Raw genomic sequence first — 18,004 nt, 5'->3', positions numbered from 1 at the left:
CCCACGGTACGGCCGCCTTCACGAATCGCAAAACGCAGACCTTCGTCCATCGCGATCGGTGCAATCAGCGTCACCAGGAACTTCAGGTTGTCACCAGGCATGACCATCTCAACGCCTTCTGGCAGCTCTACCGCGCCAGTCACGTCAGTGGTACGGAAGTAGAACTGTGGACGGTAACCTTTGAAGAACGGTGTATGACGACCGCCTTCTTCCTTGCTCAGTACGTACACTTCGCCTTCAAACTTGGTATGCGGCGTGATTGAACCCGGCTTGGCCAGTACCTGACCACGCTCCACGTCCTCACGCTTGGTGCCACGCAGCAGCACGCCCACGTTCTCACCAGCACGACCTTCGTCCAGCAGCTTGCGGAACATCTCAACACCGGTACAAACTGTCTTCACGGTGTCTTTCAGACCGATGATTTCCATCTCGTCGCCAACTTTCACAATACCGCGCTCTACACGACCGGTCACAACCGTACCACGACCTGAGATCGAGAATACGTCCTCGATTGGCAGCAGGAACGGCTTCTCAATGTCACGCACCGGATCAGGAATGTACTCGTCCAGTGTCTCTACCAGCTTCTGTACCGCAGGCATGCCGATATCAGACGCATCACCTTCCAGCGCCTTCAGCGCAGAACCGATGATGATTGGCGTGTCGTCGCCCGGGAAGTCATACAGATCCAGCAACTCGCGCACTTCCATCTCTACCAGCTCGAGCAGCTCGGCATCGTCAACCATGTCCGCTTTGTTCATGAACACAACGATGTAAGGTACACCCACCTGACGTGACAGCAGGATGTGCTCACGCGTCTGCGGCATGGGGCCGTCAGCGGCTGATACCACCAGGATTGCGCCGTCCATCTGCGCAGCACCGGTAATCATGTTCTTCACATAGTCAGCGTGACCAGGGCAGTCAACGTGCGCGTAGTGACGCTTCGGCGAATCGTATTCAACGTGCGCTGTGGAGATCGTGATACCACGCTCACGCTCTTCCGGTGCGTTATCGATCTGATCGAATGCACGCGCTTCACCTGAACCCCAGATCTCTGCACAGACACGTGTCAGAGCCGCTGTCAGCGTTGTCTTACCATGGTCAACGTGACCAATTGTGCCAACGTTGACGTGTGTTTTATTACGTTCAAATTTACCCTTCGCCACAATAACACCTCACAAAACAAGTCTTAATAAGTAAAAAATCCAGTGACCAGCGATCAGCCTTTGTTCTTGGTGATAATGCCTTCAGCAATATTCGATGGCACTTCACCGTACTTCAGGAATTCCATCGTGTATGTTGCACGACCCTGAGAAATGGAGCGCAAGTCTGTGGCATAACCAAACATTTCCGACAATGGCACTTCAGCATCAATCACTTTCCCGCTGGAAGTGTCATCCATACCCTGCACCATACCACGACGACGGTTAAGGTCGCCCATCACGTCACCCATGTTCTCTTCGGGCGTGACAACTTCAACACTCATGATAGGCTCGAGCAACACCGCGTCCGCCTGTATAGCACCTTTTTTCAGCGCCATGGAGCCTGCGATCTTGAACGCCATTTCACTGGAGTCAACGTCGTGGAAGGAGCCATCAAAAACGGTAACCTTCATGGCCAGCAACGGATAACCGGCGATACAGCCGTTCTTCATCTGCTCCTGCACGCCCTTGTCGACAGCAGGGATGTATTCACGCGGAATAGCACCACCAACGATTTCGTTAACAAACTGATATTCTTCATCAGCCGGCAGCGGCTCAAGACGCAACCAGACATGACCAAACTGACCACGACCACCAGACTGCTTGACGTGCTTACCTTCCACTTCAACTTTCTTGCGGATGGTCTCACGGTAGGCAACCTGCGGCTTACCGATATTGGCTTCAACACCAAATTCACGACGCATGCGGTCAACCAGAACGTCCAGGTGAAGCTCACCCATACCAGAGATAATGGTCTGACCTGACTCTTCGTCAGTCTCTACACGGAAAGAGGGATCTTCCTGAGCCAGCTTGCCCAGTGCGATGCCCATTTTCTCCTGGTCTGCCTTGGTCTTAGGCTCAACTGCCACTGAGATCACGGGATCCGGGAAATCCATTTTTTCCAGAATAACGATACGATTCGGGTCACACAGGGTCTCACCCGTGGTCACGTCTTTCAGACCAATGGCGGCAGCGATATCGCCAGCCATCACCTGTTTGATTTCATCACGGTTATTAGCGCGCATCTGCACCATACGACCAACACGCTCTTTCTTGCTCTTGACCGAGTTGTATACCGCATCGCCTGAATTCAGCGTACCGGAGTAAACGCGGAAGAACGTCAGTGTACCCACAAACGGGTCCGTCGCAATCTTGAACGCCAGCGCGGCGAATGGCGCAGAATCGTCAGACTCACAGCGCACAACGCTGCCATCTTCCAGCGTACCTTCGATATCCTTCACTTCCGTCGGGGAAGGCAGGTAATCGACCACAGCGTCCAGCACTGCCTGTACACCCTTGTTCTTGAAGGCAGATCCACAGAATGTCGGCACGATTTCGCCAGCCAACGTGCGCTGACGGATACCTGCCTTGATTTCTTCCTCTGTCAGCTCTTCGCCTTCGAGGTACTTGTTCATTACGTCTTCGTTGGCTTCTGCCGCCGACTCAACCATGAACTCGTGCCATTTGTCGGCTGCTTCCTGCATATCGGCGGGAATATCTTCGTAGGTCATGGTGATGCCCTGATCTTCCTCGCTCCAGACGATGCTTTTCATCTTCACCAGGTCGACAACGCCACGGAAGGTTTCTTCCGAGCCGATGGCCAGCTGCATGGGCACAGGCACAGCACCCAGGCGCTCTTTAACCTGCTTTACCACTTTCAGAAAGTCAGCACCAGCACGGTCCATCTTGTTTACAAAGATCACGCGCGGTACTTCATAACGGTTGGCCTGGCGCCACACTGTTTCGGTTTGCGGCTGTACGCCTGAAGAGCCACACAGCACAACAACAGCGCCATCAAGAACACGCAGGGAACGCTCAACCTCAATGGTGAAGTCAACGTGTCCGGGGGTGTCAATAACATTGACACGGTGCTCGTCGTACTGCTGATACATGCCTTTCCAGAATGTGGTTACAGCAGCAGATGTGATGGTAATACCACGCTCCTGCTCCTGCTCCATCCAGTCCATGGTGGCTGCGCCGTCATGAACCTCACCAATCTTGTGGTTCATACCCGTGTAAAACAGTACGCGCTCAGTCGTCGTTGTTTTACCCGCATCGACGTGAGCGACGATGCCGATATTTCTGTAACGGCTTAATGGGGTTCTTCTGGCCACAATCGCACCTATATCTTTAACTAAATGAGTTTATTGGTAATTAGAAACGGTAGTGCGAGAACGCTTTGTTGGCTTCTGCCATACGGTGCACATCTTCACGTTTCTTGACGGCGCTGCCGCGACCCTGAGCCGCATCAGAGATTTCGCCAGCCAGGCGCAATGCCATGGACTTCTCACCACGCTTGCGCGCGTGCTCTACCAGCCATCGCATGGCCAGTGCACTGCGTCGCTCGGCGCGCACTTCAACAGGAACCTGGTAGGTTGCACCACCTACACGACGTGATTTCACCTCAACCATCGGTGCAATCGCGTCCAGCGCCTTTTCAAAGGCATCCAGGGCATCGCTGCCTGTGTTCTTGGCGACCACGTCCAGCGAACCGTATACAATTTTCTCCGCAACGGATTTTTTGCCATCTTCCATTACGTGATTCATGAACTTGGCCAGGATTTTACTGCCGTACTTTGCATCAGGCAGAATTTCTCGTTTTGCTGCCACTCTTCTTCTGGGCATAAATCACCTCATCAATTCAGGTCGATCTGCGATTCACGTCGAAACCCTTGCCCCGACGCCACACAGCCTTACTGGTTATCTATTTATATAAAATTCTTAAATCAGGACTTCGGTCGCTTGGCACCGTACTTGGAACGGCCCTGGCGACGCGCTGCAACGCCAGATGTATCCAAGCTGCCGCGAACTGTGTGATAACGCACACCGGGAAGGTCTTTTACACGACCGCCACGAATCAGGACCACGGAGTGTTCCTGCAGGTTGTGACCTTCACCACCAATATAGGAAGTGACTTCGTAACCATTGGTCAAACGCACACGGCAAACCTTTCGCAGTGCTGAGTTTGGCTTCTTTGGTGTTGTTGTGTAGACGCGGGTGCACACGCCTCGTTTTTGCGGGCAACCTTGCAGAGCAGGTACGTCGCTCTTGGCGACCTTGCTCTGTCTTGGTTTACGAACCAACTGGTTGATAGTTGCCATTCATTACTCCTGGACTTGTTGTGTCAAACTTGGCATATAAATTCAAATACTCCGGGGTATAGCCCCCTGCCGCGAGCTGTTCAGGCCGCAGTTCAGGACAATCCCCAGAGTAAAGGATGCGAGAGTTTAAAGATCTCGCACCCTGTAGTCAACTTAAATAGCCAACTGGTTTAGCAAATCAGACAACGGTGGCGACTGCCTACACCCCTGTTTTCAATGCCTCGGTCAACGCCGCTTCTACTTCGCTCGCTGTGACACCAGGGCTTTCTTCGAAAGCCTTGTTGGCAGCGGACGCCTGACGACGCGCTTCGTGATAGGCCAGGCCGGTACCCGCAGGTATCAGTCGCCCTACCACCACGTTCTCTTTCAAACCACGCAGGAAGTCGCGCTTCCCGGTAACCGCAGCTTCGGTCAGAACCCGTGTTGTTTCCTGGAACGAGGCCGCCGAAATAAATGACTCGGTGGCCAGCGATGCCTTGGTGATACCCAGCAGTTCGCGCTGGTACTGCGCCTCGATCTTGCCTGCTGCGCGCAGCTTGTCATTCTCTTCCAGCACCTGGGTGATCATTACCTGCTCACCGCGGATCAGACCGGAATCACCCGGCTCCTTGATTTCCACTTTACGCAGCATCTGACGCACGATCACTTCAATGTGCTTGTCATTGATGCGCACACCCTGCAGTCGATACACTTCCTGAACCTCATTAACGATGTATTCAGCCAGCGCTGACACACCTTTGAGGCGCAGAATATCGTGCGGCGAGGGCGGGCCGTCTGAAACCACTTCACCTTTTTCGATGAACTCACCTTCGAAGACCGTCATCTGACGCCACTTCGGAATCAGCGCCTCGTAATGAGAGCTGCCATCCGGCATCGAATCGCCTTCTTTCGGCGTAATCATCAGGCGACGCTTGCCTTTAGTTTCCTTACCAAAGCTGACCGTACCGGAGATCTCCGCCAGGATGGCAGGCTCTTTCGGTTTGCGCGCCTCAAACAGGTCGGCAACACGCGGCAGACCACCGGTGATGTCTCGAGTCTTGGAGCCTTCCTGAGGAATACGGGCAATAACGTCACCCACGCTCAGGTCCGCACCGTCCTGCACCCCGATGATGGAGTTGGACGGCAGGAAGTACACCGCCGGCATGGTGGTGCCCGGAATGTTGATTTCCTTGCCTTTGGCATCCAGCAGGTTCACCGCAGGTCGCAGCTCTTTTGCAGCCGTCGGACGCTCAGCCGGGTCGATCACGGACAGGCTGGACAGACCGGTGACTTCGTCAGTCTGACGACGCACAGTCAGGCCTTCTTCCATGCTGGAGAAGGCAACTTTACCGGCCACTTCCGAAATAATCGGGTGAGTGTGCGGATCCCAGGTCGCCACAACCTGACCGGCTTCAACTTTACGATCTGCCGCCAGTGTAACCACGGCACCGTAAGGCAGTTTGTATTTCTCACGCTCGCGACCAGATTCGTCGTTGACGATCAGCTCACCGGAGCGAGACACCACAACCAGTCCGCCAGCGACATTTTCCACCGTCTTCATGTTGTGCAGGTGTACCGAACCAGTGGTACGAATCTGAACGTTATCCGCCGCTGTCGCCCGCGATGCCGCACCACCGATGTGGAAGGTACGCATGGTCAGCTGTGTACCAGGCTCGCCGATGGACTGCGCCGCGATAACGCCGATGGCCTCGCCCACGTTGGCCAGGTGGCCACGTGCAAGGTCACGACCGTAACACTGTCGGCAGATACCAAAACGGGTATCACAGGTAATGGCAGAGCGGACGTAAACTTCGTCGATACCCATGGTTTCCAGGCGGTCGACCATTTTCTCGTCAAGCATGGTGCCTGCTTCAATCAGTACTTCACCAGACTGCTGATCAACTGCATCGCGAATCAACACACGACCCAGTACCCGCTCGCCCAGCGCCGCGATGATATCGCCGCCTTCGATGATCGGGCTCATTACCAGACCGTCTTCGGTACCACAGTCTTCTTCTGTGATAACCAGATCCTGCGAAATATCAACCAGACGACGTGTCAGGTAACCCGAGTTGGCCGTCTTCAATGCCGTATCCGCCAGACCCTTACGGGCACCGTGCGTAGAGGTAAAGTACTGCACAACGCTCAGGCCTTCACGGAAGTTTGCCGTGATCGGCGTCTCGATGATGGAGCCATCAGGACGTGCCATCAGACCACGCATACCCGCCAGCTGACGAATCTGCGCAGGCGAACCACGAGCACCCGAGTCAGCGTAGATATAAACCGAGTTAAACGATTCCTGCCGCTCTTCCTTGCCTTCTTTATTGATCACAGGCTCGGTAGACAGGCCTTCCATCATCGCCTTGGCGACCAGGTCATTGGCGCGCGACCAGATATCGATAACCTTGTTGTACTTCTCGCCCTGGGTAACCAGACCGGAGGCATACTGGTTTTCGATCTCTTCCACTTCGGACTCCGCCTGACCAATGATCTTGGCTTTGGCATCCGGAATTACAAAGTCATTAACGCCGATTGACGAGCCTGAAACCGTTGAATAACGGTAACCGGTGTACATCAGCTGGTCAGCGAAGATAACGGTTTCTTTCAATCCGACATTTCGGTAACAGGCATTCAGGATTCCTGAAATCTGCTTTTTGGTCATCTTCTGGTTAACCATGGCGAATGGCAGCCCGGCCGGCACAATGGCAAACAACAGAACGCGGCCAACGGTCGTATCAACCATGCGGCGAACGCTGGTCTTTTCACCGGCGTCGTTCAGTTCGAAATCGTCAATACGCACCTTGATGCGTGCCTGCAGGTCAGCGTGACCGGTATCGTAAGCACGCTTCACTTCGCTGACATCAGCGAAGATCATGCCTTCGCCCTTGCCATTAACACGCTCGCGGGTCATGTAGTAAAGACCCAAAACTACGTCCTGCGACGGTACAATAATCGGGTCACCACTGGCGGGCGCCAGAATGTTGTTAGTGGACATCATCAGCGTACGCGCTTCCAGCTGGGCTTCCAGCGTCAACGGTACGTGAACAGCCATCTGGTCACCGTCAAAGTCGGCGTTATAGGCAGCACACACCAACGGGTGCAGCTGAATCGCCTTGCCTTCAATCAGTACCGGCTCAAATGCCTGAATACCAAGACGGTGAAGCGTTGGTGCACGGTTCAACATGACCGGGTGTTCGCGAATCACTTCAGCCAGGATATCCCAGACTTCCGGTGTTTCACGCTCAACCATTTTCTTGGCAGCTTTGATGGTTGTCGCCAGTCCGCGACGCTCAAGCTTGCCGAAAATGAACGGCTTGAACAGTTCCAGCGCCATTTTCTTGGGCAGACCGCACTGATGCAGACGCAACGTCGGACCGACCACAATCACCGAACGACCGGAGTAGTCTACGCGCTTGCCCAGCAGGTTCTGACGGAAACGACCCTGCTTACCCTTGATCATGTCTGCCAGTGACTTCAACGGACGCTTGTTGGAGCCGGTGATGGCACGGCCACGACGACCATTGTCGAGCAGCGCATCCACTGCTTCCTGTAGCATACGCTTTTCGTTACGCACGATGATGTCCGGTGCGTTCAGGTCCAGCAGACGCTTGAGGCGGTTGTTACGGTTGATCACGCGACGATAAAGATCGTTGAGGTCAGACGTCGCAAAACGACCACCATCCAGCGGTACCAGTGGACGCAGATCCGGTGGCAGTACTGGCAATACGGTCAACACCATCCATTCCGGCTTGTTGCCTGATTCGGCGAACGCTTCCAGCAGCTTCAGTCGCTTGGACAGCTTCTTCAGCTTGGTTTCCGAATTGGTGGCAGGAATCTCTTCGCGCAGACGGTTAACTTCTTCCGTCAGGTCGATGTCACGCATCAACTGCTGGATTGCCTCGGCACCCATCTTGGCATCGAATTCATCGCTGAACTCTTCCATCGCCTCATAGTATTGCTCGTCTGTCAGCAACTGACCTTTTTCCAGCGTGGTCATGCCCGGGTCGGTCACTACAAATGATTCGAAGTACAGAATACGTTCGATATCACGCAGCGTCATATCCAGCAGCAAACCAATACGCGAAGGCAGTGATTTCAGGAACCAGATGTGCGCAACCGGGCTGGCCAGTTCGATATGCCCCATGCGCTCACGACGCACCTTGGACAGGGCAACTTCAACGCCGCACTTCTCGCAGATTACGCCACGATGCTTCAGGCGCTTGTACTTCCCACACAGGCACTCGTAGTCCTTAACCGGACCAAAAATCTTGGCGCAGAAAAGACCATCACGCTCAGGCTTGAACGTACGGTAATTAATGGTTTCCGGCTTTTTGACTTCGCCAAATGACCAGGCGCGAATCATCTCCGGAGAGGCAAGGCCGATACGGATCGAGTCAAATTCATCGGATTGTGATTGTGACTTCAGTAATCCCAGCAAGTCTTTCATTCTACTTTCCTCCGCCTGCTGTCTTGCAGCAGGCATCACAAAATCAGCGATTCTTTATGGTGCTTGTTTCCGCCCCTTACTTACCGGAGACTTCCAGCTCCATGTCGATACCCAGTGATCGGATCTCTTTCAGCAGCACATTGAACGACTCTGGCATGCCAGGCTCCATACGATGATCACCATCGACGATGTTTTTATACATCTTGGTACGGCCAGCCACGTCATCAGACTTCACTGTCAACATTTCCTGCAATGTATAGGCAGCACCGTAAGCTTCCAGTGCCCAGACTTCCATCTCACCGAAGCGCTGACCACCGAACTGCGCTTTACCACCCAGCGGTTGCTGCGTAACAAGGCTGTAAGAACCTGTGGAACGCGCATGCATCTTGTCATCAACCAGGTGGTTCAGTTTCAGCATATACATGATGCCCACTGTCACCTTGCGATCGAATGCATTGCCGGTACGGCCGTCGTACAGCGTTACCTGCCCACTTTCGTCGATACCTGCCAGCTTCAGCATCTGCTTGATTTCACCTTCATTGGCGCCATCAAATACAGGCGTCGCCATCGGCACACCGGACTTCAGGTTGTTTGCCAGCTCCATGATTTCTTCATCGCTGAATTCATCAAGCGCCTCTTTTTTGTTGCCCACCGTATTGTAGATTTCATCCAGCAACTTGCGGACATCGTCTACTTTGCGGCGCTCCTCCAGCATCTTGTTGATGCGCATACCCAATCCGACCGAGGCAGCACCCAGGTGAGTTTCCAGCACCTGACCCACGTTCATACGTGAAGGTACGCCCAGCGGGTTAAGTACCACATCAACCGGGTTGCCGGATTCATCAAACGGCATGTCTTCGACTGGCATGATGGACGAGATGACACCCTTGTTACCATGACGGCCGGCCATTTTGTCGCCCGGCTGAATCCGGCGTTTGATGGCCAGGTAAACCTTGACGATTTTCAGCACACCCGGCGCCAGGTCATCACCCTGAACCAGCTTGCGTTTCTTGTCTTCAAAACGCTCATCCAGGTCTGCACGGCGACGCAGCAATTGCGCTTCCGCCAGCTCCAGCTGCTTATTCAGTTCCTCATCCGCCAGACGCAATTTGAACCAGTCGTCTGCAGAGAGTTTATCCAGATACTCTTCAGTCAGTTCCGCGCCTTTCTTCAGACCGGGACCACCCGCAACAGTTTTGCCAACCAGCGCCTGTTTCAGACGATAGAAGGTAGCACCCTGTACGATGCGGAATTCATCGTTGATGTCTTTACGAACCTTGTCGAGCTGAGACTTTTCAATCTCTTTGGCGCGCATGTCTTTTTCAAGACCGTCACGGGTAAAGACCTGAACATCAATCACGGTGCCTTTAACACTGGATGGCACGCGCAGTGAGGTGTCCTTAACATCGGACGCTTTCTCACCGAAGATGGCGCGCAGCAGCTTTTCTTCCGGCGTCAGCTGGGTTTCGCCTTTTGGCGTCACCTTGCCCACCAGAATGTCACCAGCGCCTACTTCTGCACCGATATATACAATGCCGGACTCGTCCAGTTTACCCAGTGCACCTTCACCAACATTGGGGATATCGGAAGAGATTTCCTCTGAGCCCAGCTTGGTATCTCGCGCCACACAGGTCAGTTCCTGAATATGGATTGTGGTCAGACGATCTTCGCTGACAACACGCTCCGAGATCAGAATCGAGTCCTCGAAGTTGTAACCGTTCCATGGCATGAACGCGATGCGCATGTTCTGACCCAGAGCCAGCTCACCGATATCAATGGACGGACCGTCAGCGAGTATGTCGCCACGGGCAATGCGGTCGCCTTCTTTTACCAGAGGCTTCTGCGTAATGCAGGTGTTCTGGTTCGAACGTGTGTACTTGGTCAGGTTGTAGATATCCACACCGGCTTCACCGGCCTGGGTCTCTTCATCACTGACACGTACGATAATACGTGAGGCATCAACGCTCTCGATCACACCACCGTGGTCAGCGACAACGCAGACACCAGAGTCATGTGCAACATTGCGCTCAAGACCCGTGCCGATCAGCGGTGTTTCGCCACGCAGCGTGGGTACAGCCTGACGCTGCATGTTTGACCCCATCAGGGCCCGGTTCGCGTCATCGTGCTCAAGGAACGGAATCAATGCGGCCGCGACTGACACCATCTGCTGCGGCGACACGTCCATGTAGTTGATCTGTTCTTTGGGCATTAACGTGGTTTCGCCGTTGTAACGCACGGTCACCAGGTTATCGACAAACTGCATTTTCTTGTCGAGGTTCGCACTTGCCTGCGCAATAACATACTGGCCTTCGTCAATCGCGGACAGGTAATCGATTTCTTTGGTGACCTTGCCGTCGATAACCCGACGATACGGGCTTTCCAGAAAGCCGTAGCTGTTGGTACGGGCATACGTCGCCATCGAGTTGATCAGGCCGATGTTCGGGCCTTCAGGTGTCTCGATCGGGCACACACGGCCGTAGTGCGTCGGATGTACGTCGCGAACTTCAAAACCGGCACGTTCACGGGTCAGACCGCCTGGCCCGAGGGCGGATACGCGACGCTTGTGCGTCACTTCCGACAGCGGGTTATTCTGGTCCATAAACTGGGACAGCTGGCTGGAACCAAAGAATTCCTTGATGGCGGCAGCGACCGGTTTGGCATTGATCATATCCTGCGGCATCAGACCTTCAGAATCAGCCATGCTCAGGCGTTCTTTGACCGCGCGCTCAACACGCACCAGGCCAACCCGGAACTGGTTCTCGGCCATTTCGCCAACAGAACGGATACGTCGGTTACCCAGGTGATCGATATCATCCACAGTGCCGAAACCGTTACGGATCGCGACCAGTGTTTTTAACACATCAACGATATCGTCAACGCTGAGCACTGCCTCACCTGTGGCCTCTTCGCGACCCAGACGACGGTTGAACTTCATACGCCCAACAGCTGACAGGTCGTAACGCTCCTGCGAGAAAAACAGGTTGGAGAACAGATTCTCTGCAGAGTCCTTGGTGGGCGGCTCGCCCGGACGCATCATGCGGTAGATTTCCACCAGCGCATCAAGGCGCGACGTCGTGCTGTCGATACGCAGGGTTTCCGACACAAACGGACCGCAGTCCAGCTCGTTGGTATAAATCGTTTCGAACTTCTTGATGCCAGCAGCGAGCATCGCGGCCAGCACATCAGCGCTGACCAGCGAGTTGCATTCGAACAGGACTTCGCCGGTATCAGGGTTAACAACGTCGTGGGCCAGCGACTGGCCGGCCAGGAACTCGGCACTGACTTTCAACTCGGCCAGCTTTGATTTTTCCATCTGACGAATATGTCGCGCTGTAATACGTCGACCACTTTCGACAATGACTTCGCCTTTTTTATCAACAACGTCAAAGTTCAGAACTTCACCGCGCAGGCGTGAGGGCACCAGCTCAAGCATGAGCTCTTCAGTGCTTTTGCCCAATCGATAGCTGTTGTTCTCGTAGAACATGGCCAGAATCTGCTCGGCGGTGTAGTCGAGCGCCCGCAGCAATACTGTCGCTGGCAGCTTACGACGACGGTCAATACGCACAAAGACCAGATCTTTGGGATCAAACTCGAAGTCCAGCCATGAACCACGGTAAGGAATAATACGCGCAGAATAAAGCAACTTGCCGGAGCTGTGGGTTTTGCCCCGGTCATGGTCAAAAAAGACGCCAGGTGAACGGTGCAACTGAGACACAACCACCCGCTCGGTACCGTTGATGACGAAGGTACCGCTATCGGTCATGAGCGGAATTTCGCCCATGTAAACTTCTTGCTCTTTGATGTCCTTGATCGCCTGGGTTGTGGATTCTTTATCGTAAAGAATCAACCGCACGCGTACACGCAGAGAGGCAGAATAAGTGGTTCCACGCAATTGACATTCTTTAACGTCAAATACCGGCTTCCCAAGCTCGTAGCTGACATACTCGAGAATCGCCTTACCCGAGTAGCTGACGATGGGAAACACCGATTTAAATGCCGCGTGCAAGCCCTGTTCCTGGCGATCCGCCGGGGATACTTCTGCTTGGGCAAACTGCCTGTAAGAGTCAATCTGCGTTGACAACAGATATGGTATATCCATGGCAACTGGCAATTTACCAAAGTCTTTACGGATACGTTTCTTCTCTGTATACGAATAGGCCATTAGTGTTTTCCTAGCAAGTATGTTCTCTATGTCAGCCGACGACGAACCTGCGCAGCGCTCGTGAGCTGACTTTCTGTGTCCGTGCGCGGTCAATTTGTCGCCGCACAGATACACCCCACTATCTCATTCTTAAATCGTTCTCTTTTTGATTGACAGCCGAAAAGAGAAAAATGCTGTTGGCCAAACACCAAAACATTAAACACCGACAGAGAGCTTCGCTCCCTGCCGGTACTTAATTCATACTGCTCTCAAGCGAATTACTTCAGCTCTACAGTAGCGCCGGCTTCTTCCAGCTGCTTCTTGGCATCTTCCGCTTCAGCTTTGCTTGCTGCTTCTTTCACTGTTGATGGCGCGCCGTCAACCAGGTCTTTTGCTTCTTTCAGACCCAGACCAGTGATTGTACGAACAACCTTGATCACGTTAACTTTCTTCTCGCCTGCACCAGTCAGAACGATGTCGAACTCGGTCTTCTCTTCAGCGGCTTCAGCAGGGCCTGCAGCAGCAGGACCAGCAGCAGCAACAGCTGCAGCAGCAGAAACACCGAACTTCTCTTCCATAGCGGAAACCAGTTCAACCACATCCATTACTGACATTTCAGCAATTGCATTCAGAATATCGTCTTTAGACAGAGCCATGACTCACATCTCCTAATAATAAATTTATTTAACTGTATCGTTTCGGTTTTATGCTGCTTGCTTCTGGTCACGAACTGCGGCAACCGCACGCGTAACCTTGGTGGGCACTTCGTTGAAAGTACGTGCAAGTTTGGTAACCGGCGCCAGCATGACACTCATCAACAGAGAAACTGCCTGATCATAAGTAGGCAGACTTGCCAATGCGTCGAGCTGGTCGGCACCCAGTAACTTGCCACCAATTGACAGCGCTTTAACCTCAAACTTGTCATTGCCTTTGGCGAAATCCTTCAGCACGCGTGCAGCGGCGCCCGGATCTTCCATGGAAAATGCAAGAATGGTCGGACCTGTCAGCACCGGATTAAGGCACTCGTAGTCGGTGCTCGCAACCGCGCGCTTCAACAGGGTATTACGCACAACGCGCAGATACACACCGTTTTCGCGTGCGACTTTGCGCAACGACGTCAGGTCAGATACAGACACACCGCGATAATCGGCGAGTACTGCAGACAAAGCACTGGTAGCAGCTTCATTGACTTCCGAGACGATTTGCTTTTTGTCTTCAAGCCTAATAGCCACTAGCTTTACTCCTGATACGGGCCTCCCGAAGGCTGCCCTTGTTGTTTTGCCCTGGCTTGCGTCTGACCCGATACTCTGAGTCATGGTCAAACCAGGATTAACTGGTGAAATGTCCGGAAGTTTCCGAACGGGTTACACCATCTGCGTAGGAAATTAAGTCGCTGCCTCGGCAAACTGCCCCCGGAACAACAACACCTACGGTCTTTGATAGCCCTGCCTGCTGCACGAGCAGACAAAACCCCAAAGTCTTGAACACGGGCCCAGCGATGGGCCCGTGTCACAATTCGAAAGAATCAGGCTTTCAGAGAGGCGTGATCTACCAGTACGCCGGGGCCCATTGTCGAAGACAGGACCACTTTCTGAATGTAGATGCCTTTTGATGACGCTGGCTTGGCCTTTTTCAGGTCAGCAATCAGGGCTTCAAGGTTGCCTTCGATGGCATCAGCATTAAAACCGATTTTACCGATAGCGCCATGAATGATGCCTTTCTTGTCAGTACGGTAACGTACCTGACCAGCTTTGGCGTTCTTGACTGCAGTAGCTACGTCGGCAGTCACCGTCCCCACTTTTGGGTTTGGCATCAGACCGCGAGGACCCAGAACCTGGCCCAGCTTACCAACAACGCGCATGGCATCCGGCGTTGCAATAACGACGTCAAAGTCCATGTTGCCGGCAGCAATGCTTTCGGCCAGATCATCAAAGCCCACGATGTCGGCGCCAGCGTCTTTTGCCTTGGTCGCGTTATCGCCCTGGGCAAATACAGCGACACGAACATCTTTACCGGTACCATTGGGCAACAATGTAGAACCACGCACCACCTGATCCGATTTGCGCGGATCCACACCCAGGTTGATGGCCACATCAATGGACTCTTTGAACTTGGGAGAAGCAAATTCATTCAGCAGAGCTACCGCATCAACGATGCCGTAACTACGAGTGCTGTCAATCTTTGCAGCAATTGACTGCTGTTTCTTGGTCAGTTTAGCCATGATTTATTCCACTCCTTCCACATCAATACCAGAACTTCTGGCTGTGCCCGCCAGTGTGCGAACCGCTGCATCCATATCGGCGGCAGTCAGATCCGGCATCTTCTGAGTGGCAATTTCTTCCAGTTGCGCACGGGTAATCTTAGCGACTTTCTCGGTATTGGGACGTGAACTGCCCTTGGCAATACCCAGTATTTTACGCAACAGAACTGACGCGGGAGGCGTTTTGGTGATAAACGTGAAGCTGCGATCGGCATAAACCGTGATCACAACCGGAATCGGCAGACCTGGCTCCACACCTTGAGTCTGTGCGTTAAACGCTTTACAGAACTCCATGATGTTAACACCGTGTTGACCGAGAGCCGGACCAACGGGCGGACTTGGGTTGGCTTTACCTGCAGCCACCTGAAGCTTGATATAAGCATTGACTTTCTTTGCCATGTTAACTCTCCTGATGGGTATTAACGCTGATCCGGATTGATAACAACCCCATGCAGCTCCCCGGTTACGCTGCTTACCCTGGCAGGCAAACAGACACTTTTTTGCAAACTCTCTTTATCAGACACTGATCAGATCCACTGGATCTGCAATCAGCTTTTTTCTACCTGGCTGAACTCAAGCTCGACCGGCGTTGAACGCCCGAAGATAAGCACCGCCACGCGCAGACGATTCTTTTCGTAGTTCACTTCTTCCACGGTACCGGTGAAGTCGTTGAACGGACCGTCCGTCACACGCACCATTTCACCCGGTTCGTAAATAACCTTGTGCCGCGGCTTGTCCACACCCTCTTCAAGACGCTGAAGAATGCGATTGGCTTCGCGGGCCGAAATAGGCGCAGGCTTGTCAGCCTTGCCACCAATAAAACCAAGCACTCGCGGCGTATCTTTAACCATGTGCCAGGTATCGTCATTGAGCTCCATTTCCACCAGCACATAACCGGGGAAAAATTTCCGCTCGCTTTTGCGTTTCTGTCCGGCACGCATTTCCAGAACTTCTTCAGTCGGCACCAACACCTCGCCGAACATGTGTTCCATGCCAGACCGGGCGATGCGGTCTTTAAGCGCCAGCATTACTCTTTTTTCATAACCTGAGTAAGCGTGAACCACATACCAATGCATTGCCATCTGAAATCCTCTGACTAGCCAATTATCCTGGAGATGATTGCGCCCAGCGCTGTATCGAGCAACCAGAGCACCAGGGCAACTATCAATACCACCACCAGCACAATAATTGTCGTCTGGGTTGTTTCCTGACGCGTTGGCCAGACCACTTTACGTATTTCTGTTCTGGCTTCTATGCACAGATTCAGAAAAGCAGCGCCTTTAACCGTCTGCACCGCAATCCAGCCCGCCAGTCCGGCCAGGATCAACAGACCCACAACACGAAGCAAAATGGACTCTGCTGCAAAGTAGGCGTTTGCGTACACACCTCCGGCAACAATGACTGCAACAGCTATCCACTTCAGCAAATCTTGCTTAGGGGCCTGTGTAGTAGATTTATCCGACATAATATATTGTCTCAGCGCTGCCATTTAATGGCAGGCCAGGAGGGAATCGAACCCCCAACCTGCGGTTTTGGAGACCGCCGCTCTGCCAATTGAGCTACTGGCCTATACTTTTTCAAGATGCACAAGCCGAAACCCCTGTTACGGATGTTTCGGCTTGTGCTATTCCTGCTAACTTACTTTTGCAACTACCTGTACTGACATCAAAGATAACTTAAACAATTACTCAAGAATCTTTGATACAACGCCAGCACCCACGGTACGGCCGCCTTCACGAATCGCAAAACGCAGACCTTCGTCCATCGCGATCGGTGCAATCAGCGTCACCAGGAACTTCAGGTTGTCACCAGGCATGACCATCTCAACGCCTTCTGGCAGCTCTACCGCGCCAGTCACGTCAGTGGTACGGAAGTAGAACTGTGGACGGTAACCTTTGAAGAACGGTGTATGACGACCGCCTTCTTCCTTGCTCAGTACGTACACTTCGCCTTCAAACTTGGTATGCGGCGTGATTGAACCCGGCTTGGCCAGTACCTGACCACGCTCCACGTCCTCACGCTTGGTGCCACGCAGCAGCACGCCCACGTTCTCACCAGCACGACCTTCGTCCAGCAGCTTGCGGAACATCTCAACACCGGTACAAACTGTCTTCACGGTGTCTTTCAGACCGATGATTTCCATCTCGTCGCCAACTTTCACAATACCGCGCTCTACACGACCGGTCACAACCGTACCACGACCTGAGATCGAGAATACGTCCTCGATTGGCAGCAGGAACGGCTTCTCAATGTCACGCACCGGATCAGGAATGTACTCGTCCAGTGTCTCTACCAGCTTCTGTACCGCAGGCATGCCGATATCAGACGCATCACCTTCCAGCGCCTTCAGCGCAGAACCGATGATGATTGGCGTGTCGTCGCCCGGGAAGTCATACAGATCCAGCAACTCGCGCACTTCCATCTCTACCAGCTCGAGCAGCTCGGCATCGTCAACCATGTCCGCTTTGTTCATGAACACAACGATGTAAGGTACACCCACCTGACGTGACAGCAGGATGTGCTCACGCGTCTGCGGCATGGGGCCGTCAGCGGCTGATACCACCAGGATTGCGCCGTCCATCTGCGCAGCACCGGTAATCATGTTCTTCACATAGTCAGCGTGACCAGGGCAGTCAACGTGCGCGTAGTGACGCTTCGGCGAATCGTATTCAACGTGCGCTGTGGAGATCGTGATACCACGCTCACGCTCTTCCGGTGCGTTATCGATCTGATCGAATGCACGCGCTTCACCTGAACCCCAGATCTCTGCACAGACACGTGTCAGAGCCGCTGTCAGCGTTGTCTTACCATGGTCAACGTGACCAATTGTGCCAACGTTGACGTGTGTTTTATTACGTTCAAATTTACCCTTCGCCA

The 18,004-nt window shown here is 53.4% G+C and carries 13 protein-coding genes and 1 tRNA gene; all 14 read right to left on the bottom strand.

The features are described from left to right. The coding region (gene tuf / locus PHACT_RS15870) for an elongation factor Tu (RefSeq protein ID WP_070119250.1) at positions 1–1,163 on the bottom strand (1,163 nt) is incomplete at its 3' end. 53 nt (positions 1,164–1,216) lie between these two features. Beyond that, the gene (gene fusA, locus PHACT_RS15865) at positions 1,217–3,313 is read right to left on the bottom strand and encodes an elongation factor G (RefSeq protein ID WP_070119273.1); all 2,097 of its coding nucleotides are present in this window, start codon (positions 3,311–3,313) and stop codon (positions 1,217–1,219) included. Between the two features lie 40 nt (positions 3,314–3,353). Beyond that, positions 3,354–3,824: a 30S ribosomal protein S7 gene (gene rpsG, locus PHACT_RS15860; protein WP_070119272.1), complete on the bottom strand. Its 471-nt coding sequence runs from the start codon at positions 3,822–3,824 to the stop codon at positions 3,354–3,356. 101 nt (positions 3,825–3,925) lie between these two features. Next, entirely contained in the window at positions 3,926–4,300 is a 375-nt protein-coding gene (gene rpsL, locus PHACT_RS15855; protein ID WP_070119271.1) for a 30S ribosomal protein S12, read from the bottom strand. A 199-nt stretch (positions 4,301–4,499) separates the two neighbouring features. Continuing rightward, positions 4,500–8,726 (bottom strand): DNA-directed RNA polymerase subunit beta', encoded by a 4,227-nt coding sequence (rpoC, locus tag PHACT_RS15850; RefSeq protein ID WP_070119270.1) that lies wholly within the window; start codon positions 8,724–8,726, stop codon positions 4,500–4,502. Positions 8,727–8,802: 76 nt separating this feature from the next. Next, complete coding sequence (gene rpoB, locus PHACT_RS15845; RefSeq protein ID WP_070119269.1) at positions 8,803–12,888, bottom strand: DNA-directed RNA polymerase subunit beta; 4,086 nt, start codon at positions 12,886–12,888, stop codon at positions 8,803–8,805. 257 nt (positions 12,889–13,145) lie between these two features. After that, positions 13,146–13,523, bottom strand: a complete 378-nt coding sequence (gene rplL / locus PHACT_RS15840; RefSeq protein ID WP_070119268.1) for a 50S ribosomal protein L7/L12 — start codon at positions 13,521–13,523, stop codon at positions 13,146–13,148. 48 nt (positions 13,524–13,571) lie between these two features. After that, positions 13,572–14,099 carry a 50S ribosomal protein L10 gene (gene rplJ, locus PHACT_RS15835; RefSeq protein WP_070119267.1) on the bottom strand — a complete coding sequence of 176 codons (528 nt, stop codon included), beginning with the start codon at positions 14,097–14,099 and terminating at the stop codon, positions 13,572–13,574. 293 nt (positions 14,100–14,392) lie between these two features. Further along, positions 14,393–15,088, bottom strand: coding sequence for a 50S ribosomal protein L1 (gene rplA / locus PHACT_RS15830; RefSeq protein ID WP_070119266.1), 696 nt, complete (start codon positions 15,086–15,088; stop codon positions 14,393–14,395). Positions 15,089–15,091: 3 nt separating this feature from the next. Next, entirely contained in the window at positions 15,092–15,526 is a 435-nt protein-coding gene (gene rplK / locus PHACT_RS15825; RefSeq protein WP_070119265.1) for a 50S ribosomal protein L11, read from the bottom strand. 149 nt (positions 15,527–15,675) lie between these two features. Then, a complete protein-coding gene (nusG, locus tag PHACT_RS15820; protein ID WP_070119264.1) occupies positions 15,676–16,209 on the bottom strand; it encodes a transcription termination/antitermination protein NusG in 534 nt (177 codons plus the stop codon). A 14-nt stretch (positions 16,210–16,223) separates the two neighbouring features. Further along, complete coding sequence (gene secE / locus PHACT_RS15815; RefSeq protein WP_070119274.1) at positions 16,224–16,592, bottom strand: preprotein translocase subunit SecE; 369 nt, start codon at positions 16,590–16,592, stop codon at positions 16,224–16,226. A gap of 28 nt (positions 16,593–16,620) precedes the next feature. Beyond that, positions 16,621–16,696: transfer RNA gene (locus PHACT_RS15810), tRNA-Trp, on the bottom strand. A 115-nt stretch (positions 16,697–16,811) separates the two neighbouring features. Then, positions 16,812–18,004 (bottom strand): elongation factor Tu (gene tuf / locus PHACT_RS15805; protein WP_070119210.1); only part of this gene is annotated, 1,193 nt, incomplete at its 5' end.

Source organism: Pseudohongiella acticola, assembly GCF_001758195.1.
GTDB classification, from domain to species: domain Bacteria; phylum Pseudomonadota; class Gammaproteobacteria; order Pseudomonadales; family Pseudohongiellaceae; genus Pseudohongiella; species Pseudohongiella acticola.
This window is presented reverse-complemented; position numbering and strand designations above follow the sequence as displayed.

Coding starts and splice junctions, on each gene's coding strand:
- rpsG (WP_070119272.1), bottom strand. CDS start 3,824: ATGCCCAGAAGAAGAGTGGCAGCAAAACGAGAAATTCTGCCTGATGCA.
- rplA (WP_070119266.1), bottom strand. CDS start 15,088: ATGGCTAAACTGACCAAGAAACAGCAGTCAATTGCTGCAAAGATTGAC.
- rpoC (WP_070119270.1), bottom strand. CDS start 8,726: ATGAAAGACTTGCTGGGATTACTGAAGTCACAATCACAATCCGATGAA.
- rplK (WP_070119265.1), bottom strand. CDS start 15,526: ATGGCAAAGAAAGTCAATGCTTATATCAAGCTTCAGGTGGCTGCAGGT.
- rpoB (WP_070119269.1), bottom strand. CDS start 12,888: ATGGCCTATTCGTATACAGAGAAGAAACGTATCCGTAAAGACTTTGGT.
- rpsL (WP_070119271.1), bottom strand. CDS start 4,300: ATGGCAACTATCAACCAGTTGGTTCGTAAACCAAGACAGAGCAAGGTC.
- nusG (WP_070119264.1), bottom strand. CDS start 16,209: ATGGCAATGCATTGGTATGTGGTTCACGCTTACTCAGGTTATGAAAAA.
- secE (WP_070119274.1), bottom strand. CDS start 16,592: ATGTCGGATAAATCTACTACACAGGCCCCTAAGCAAGATTTGCTGAAG.
- rplL (WP_070119268.1), bottom strand. CDS start 13,523: ATGGCTCTGTCTAAAGACGATATTCTGAATGCAATTGCTGAAATGTCA.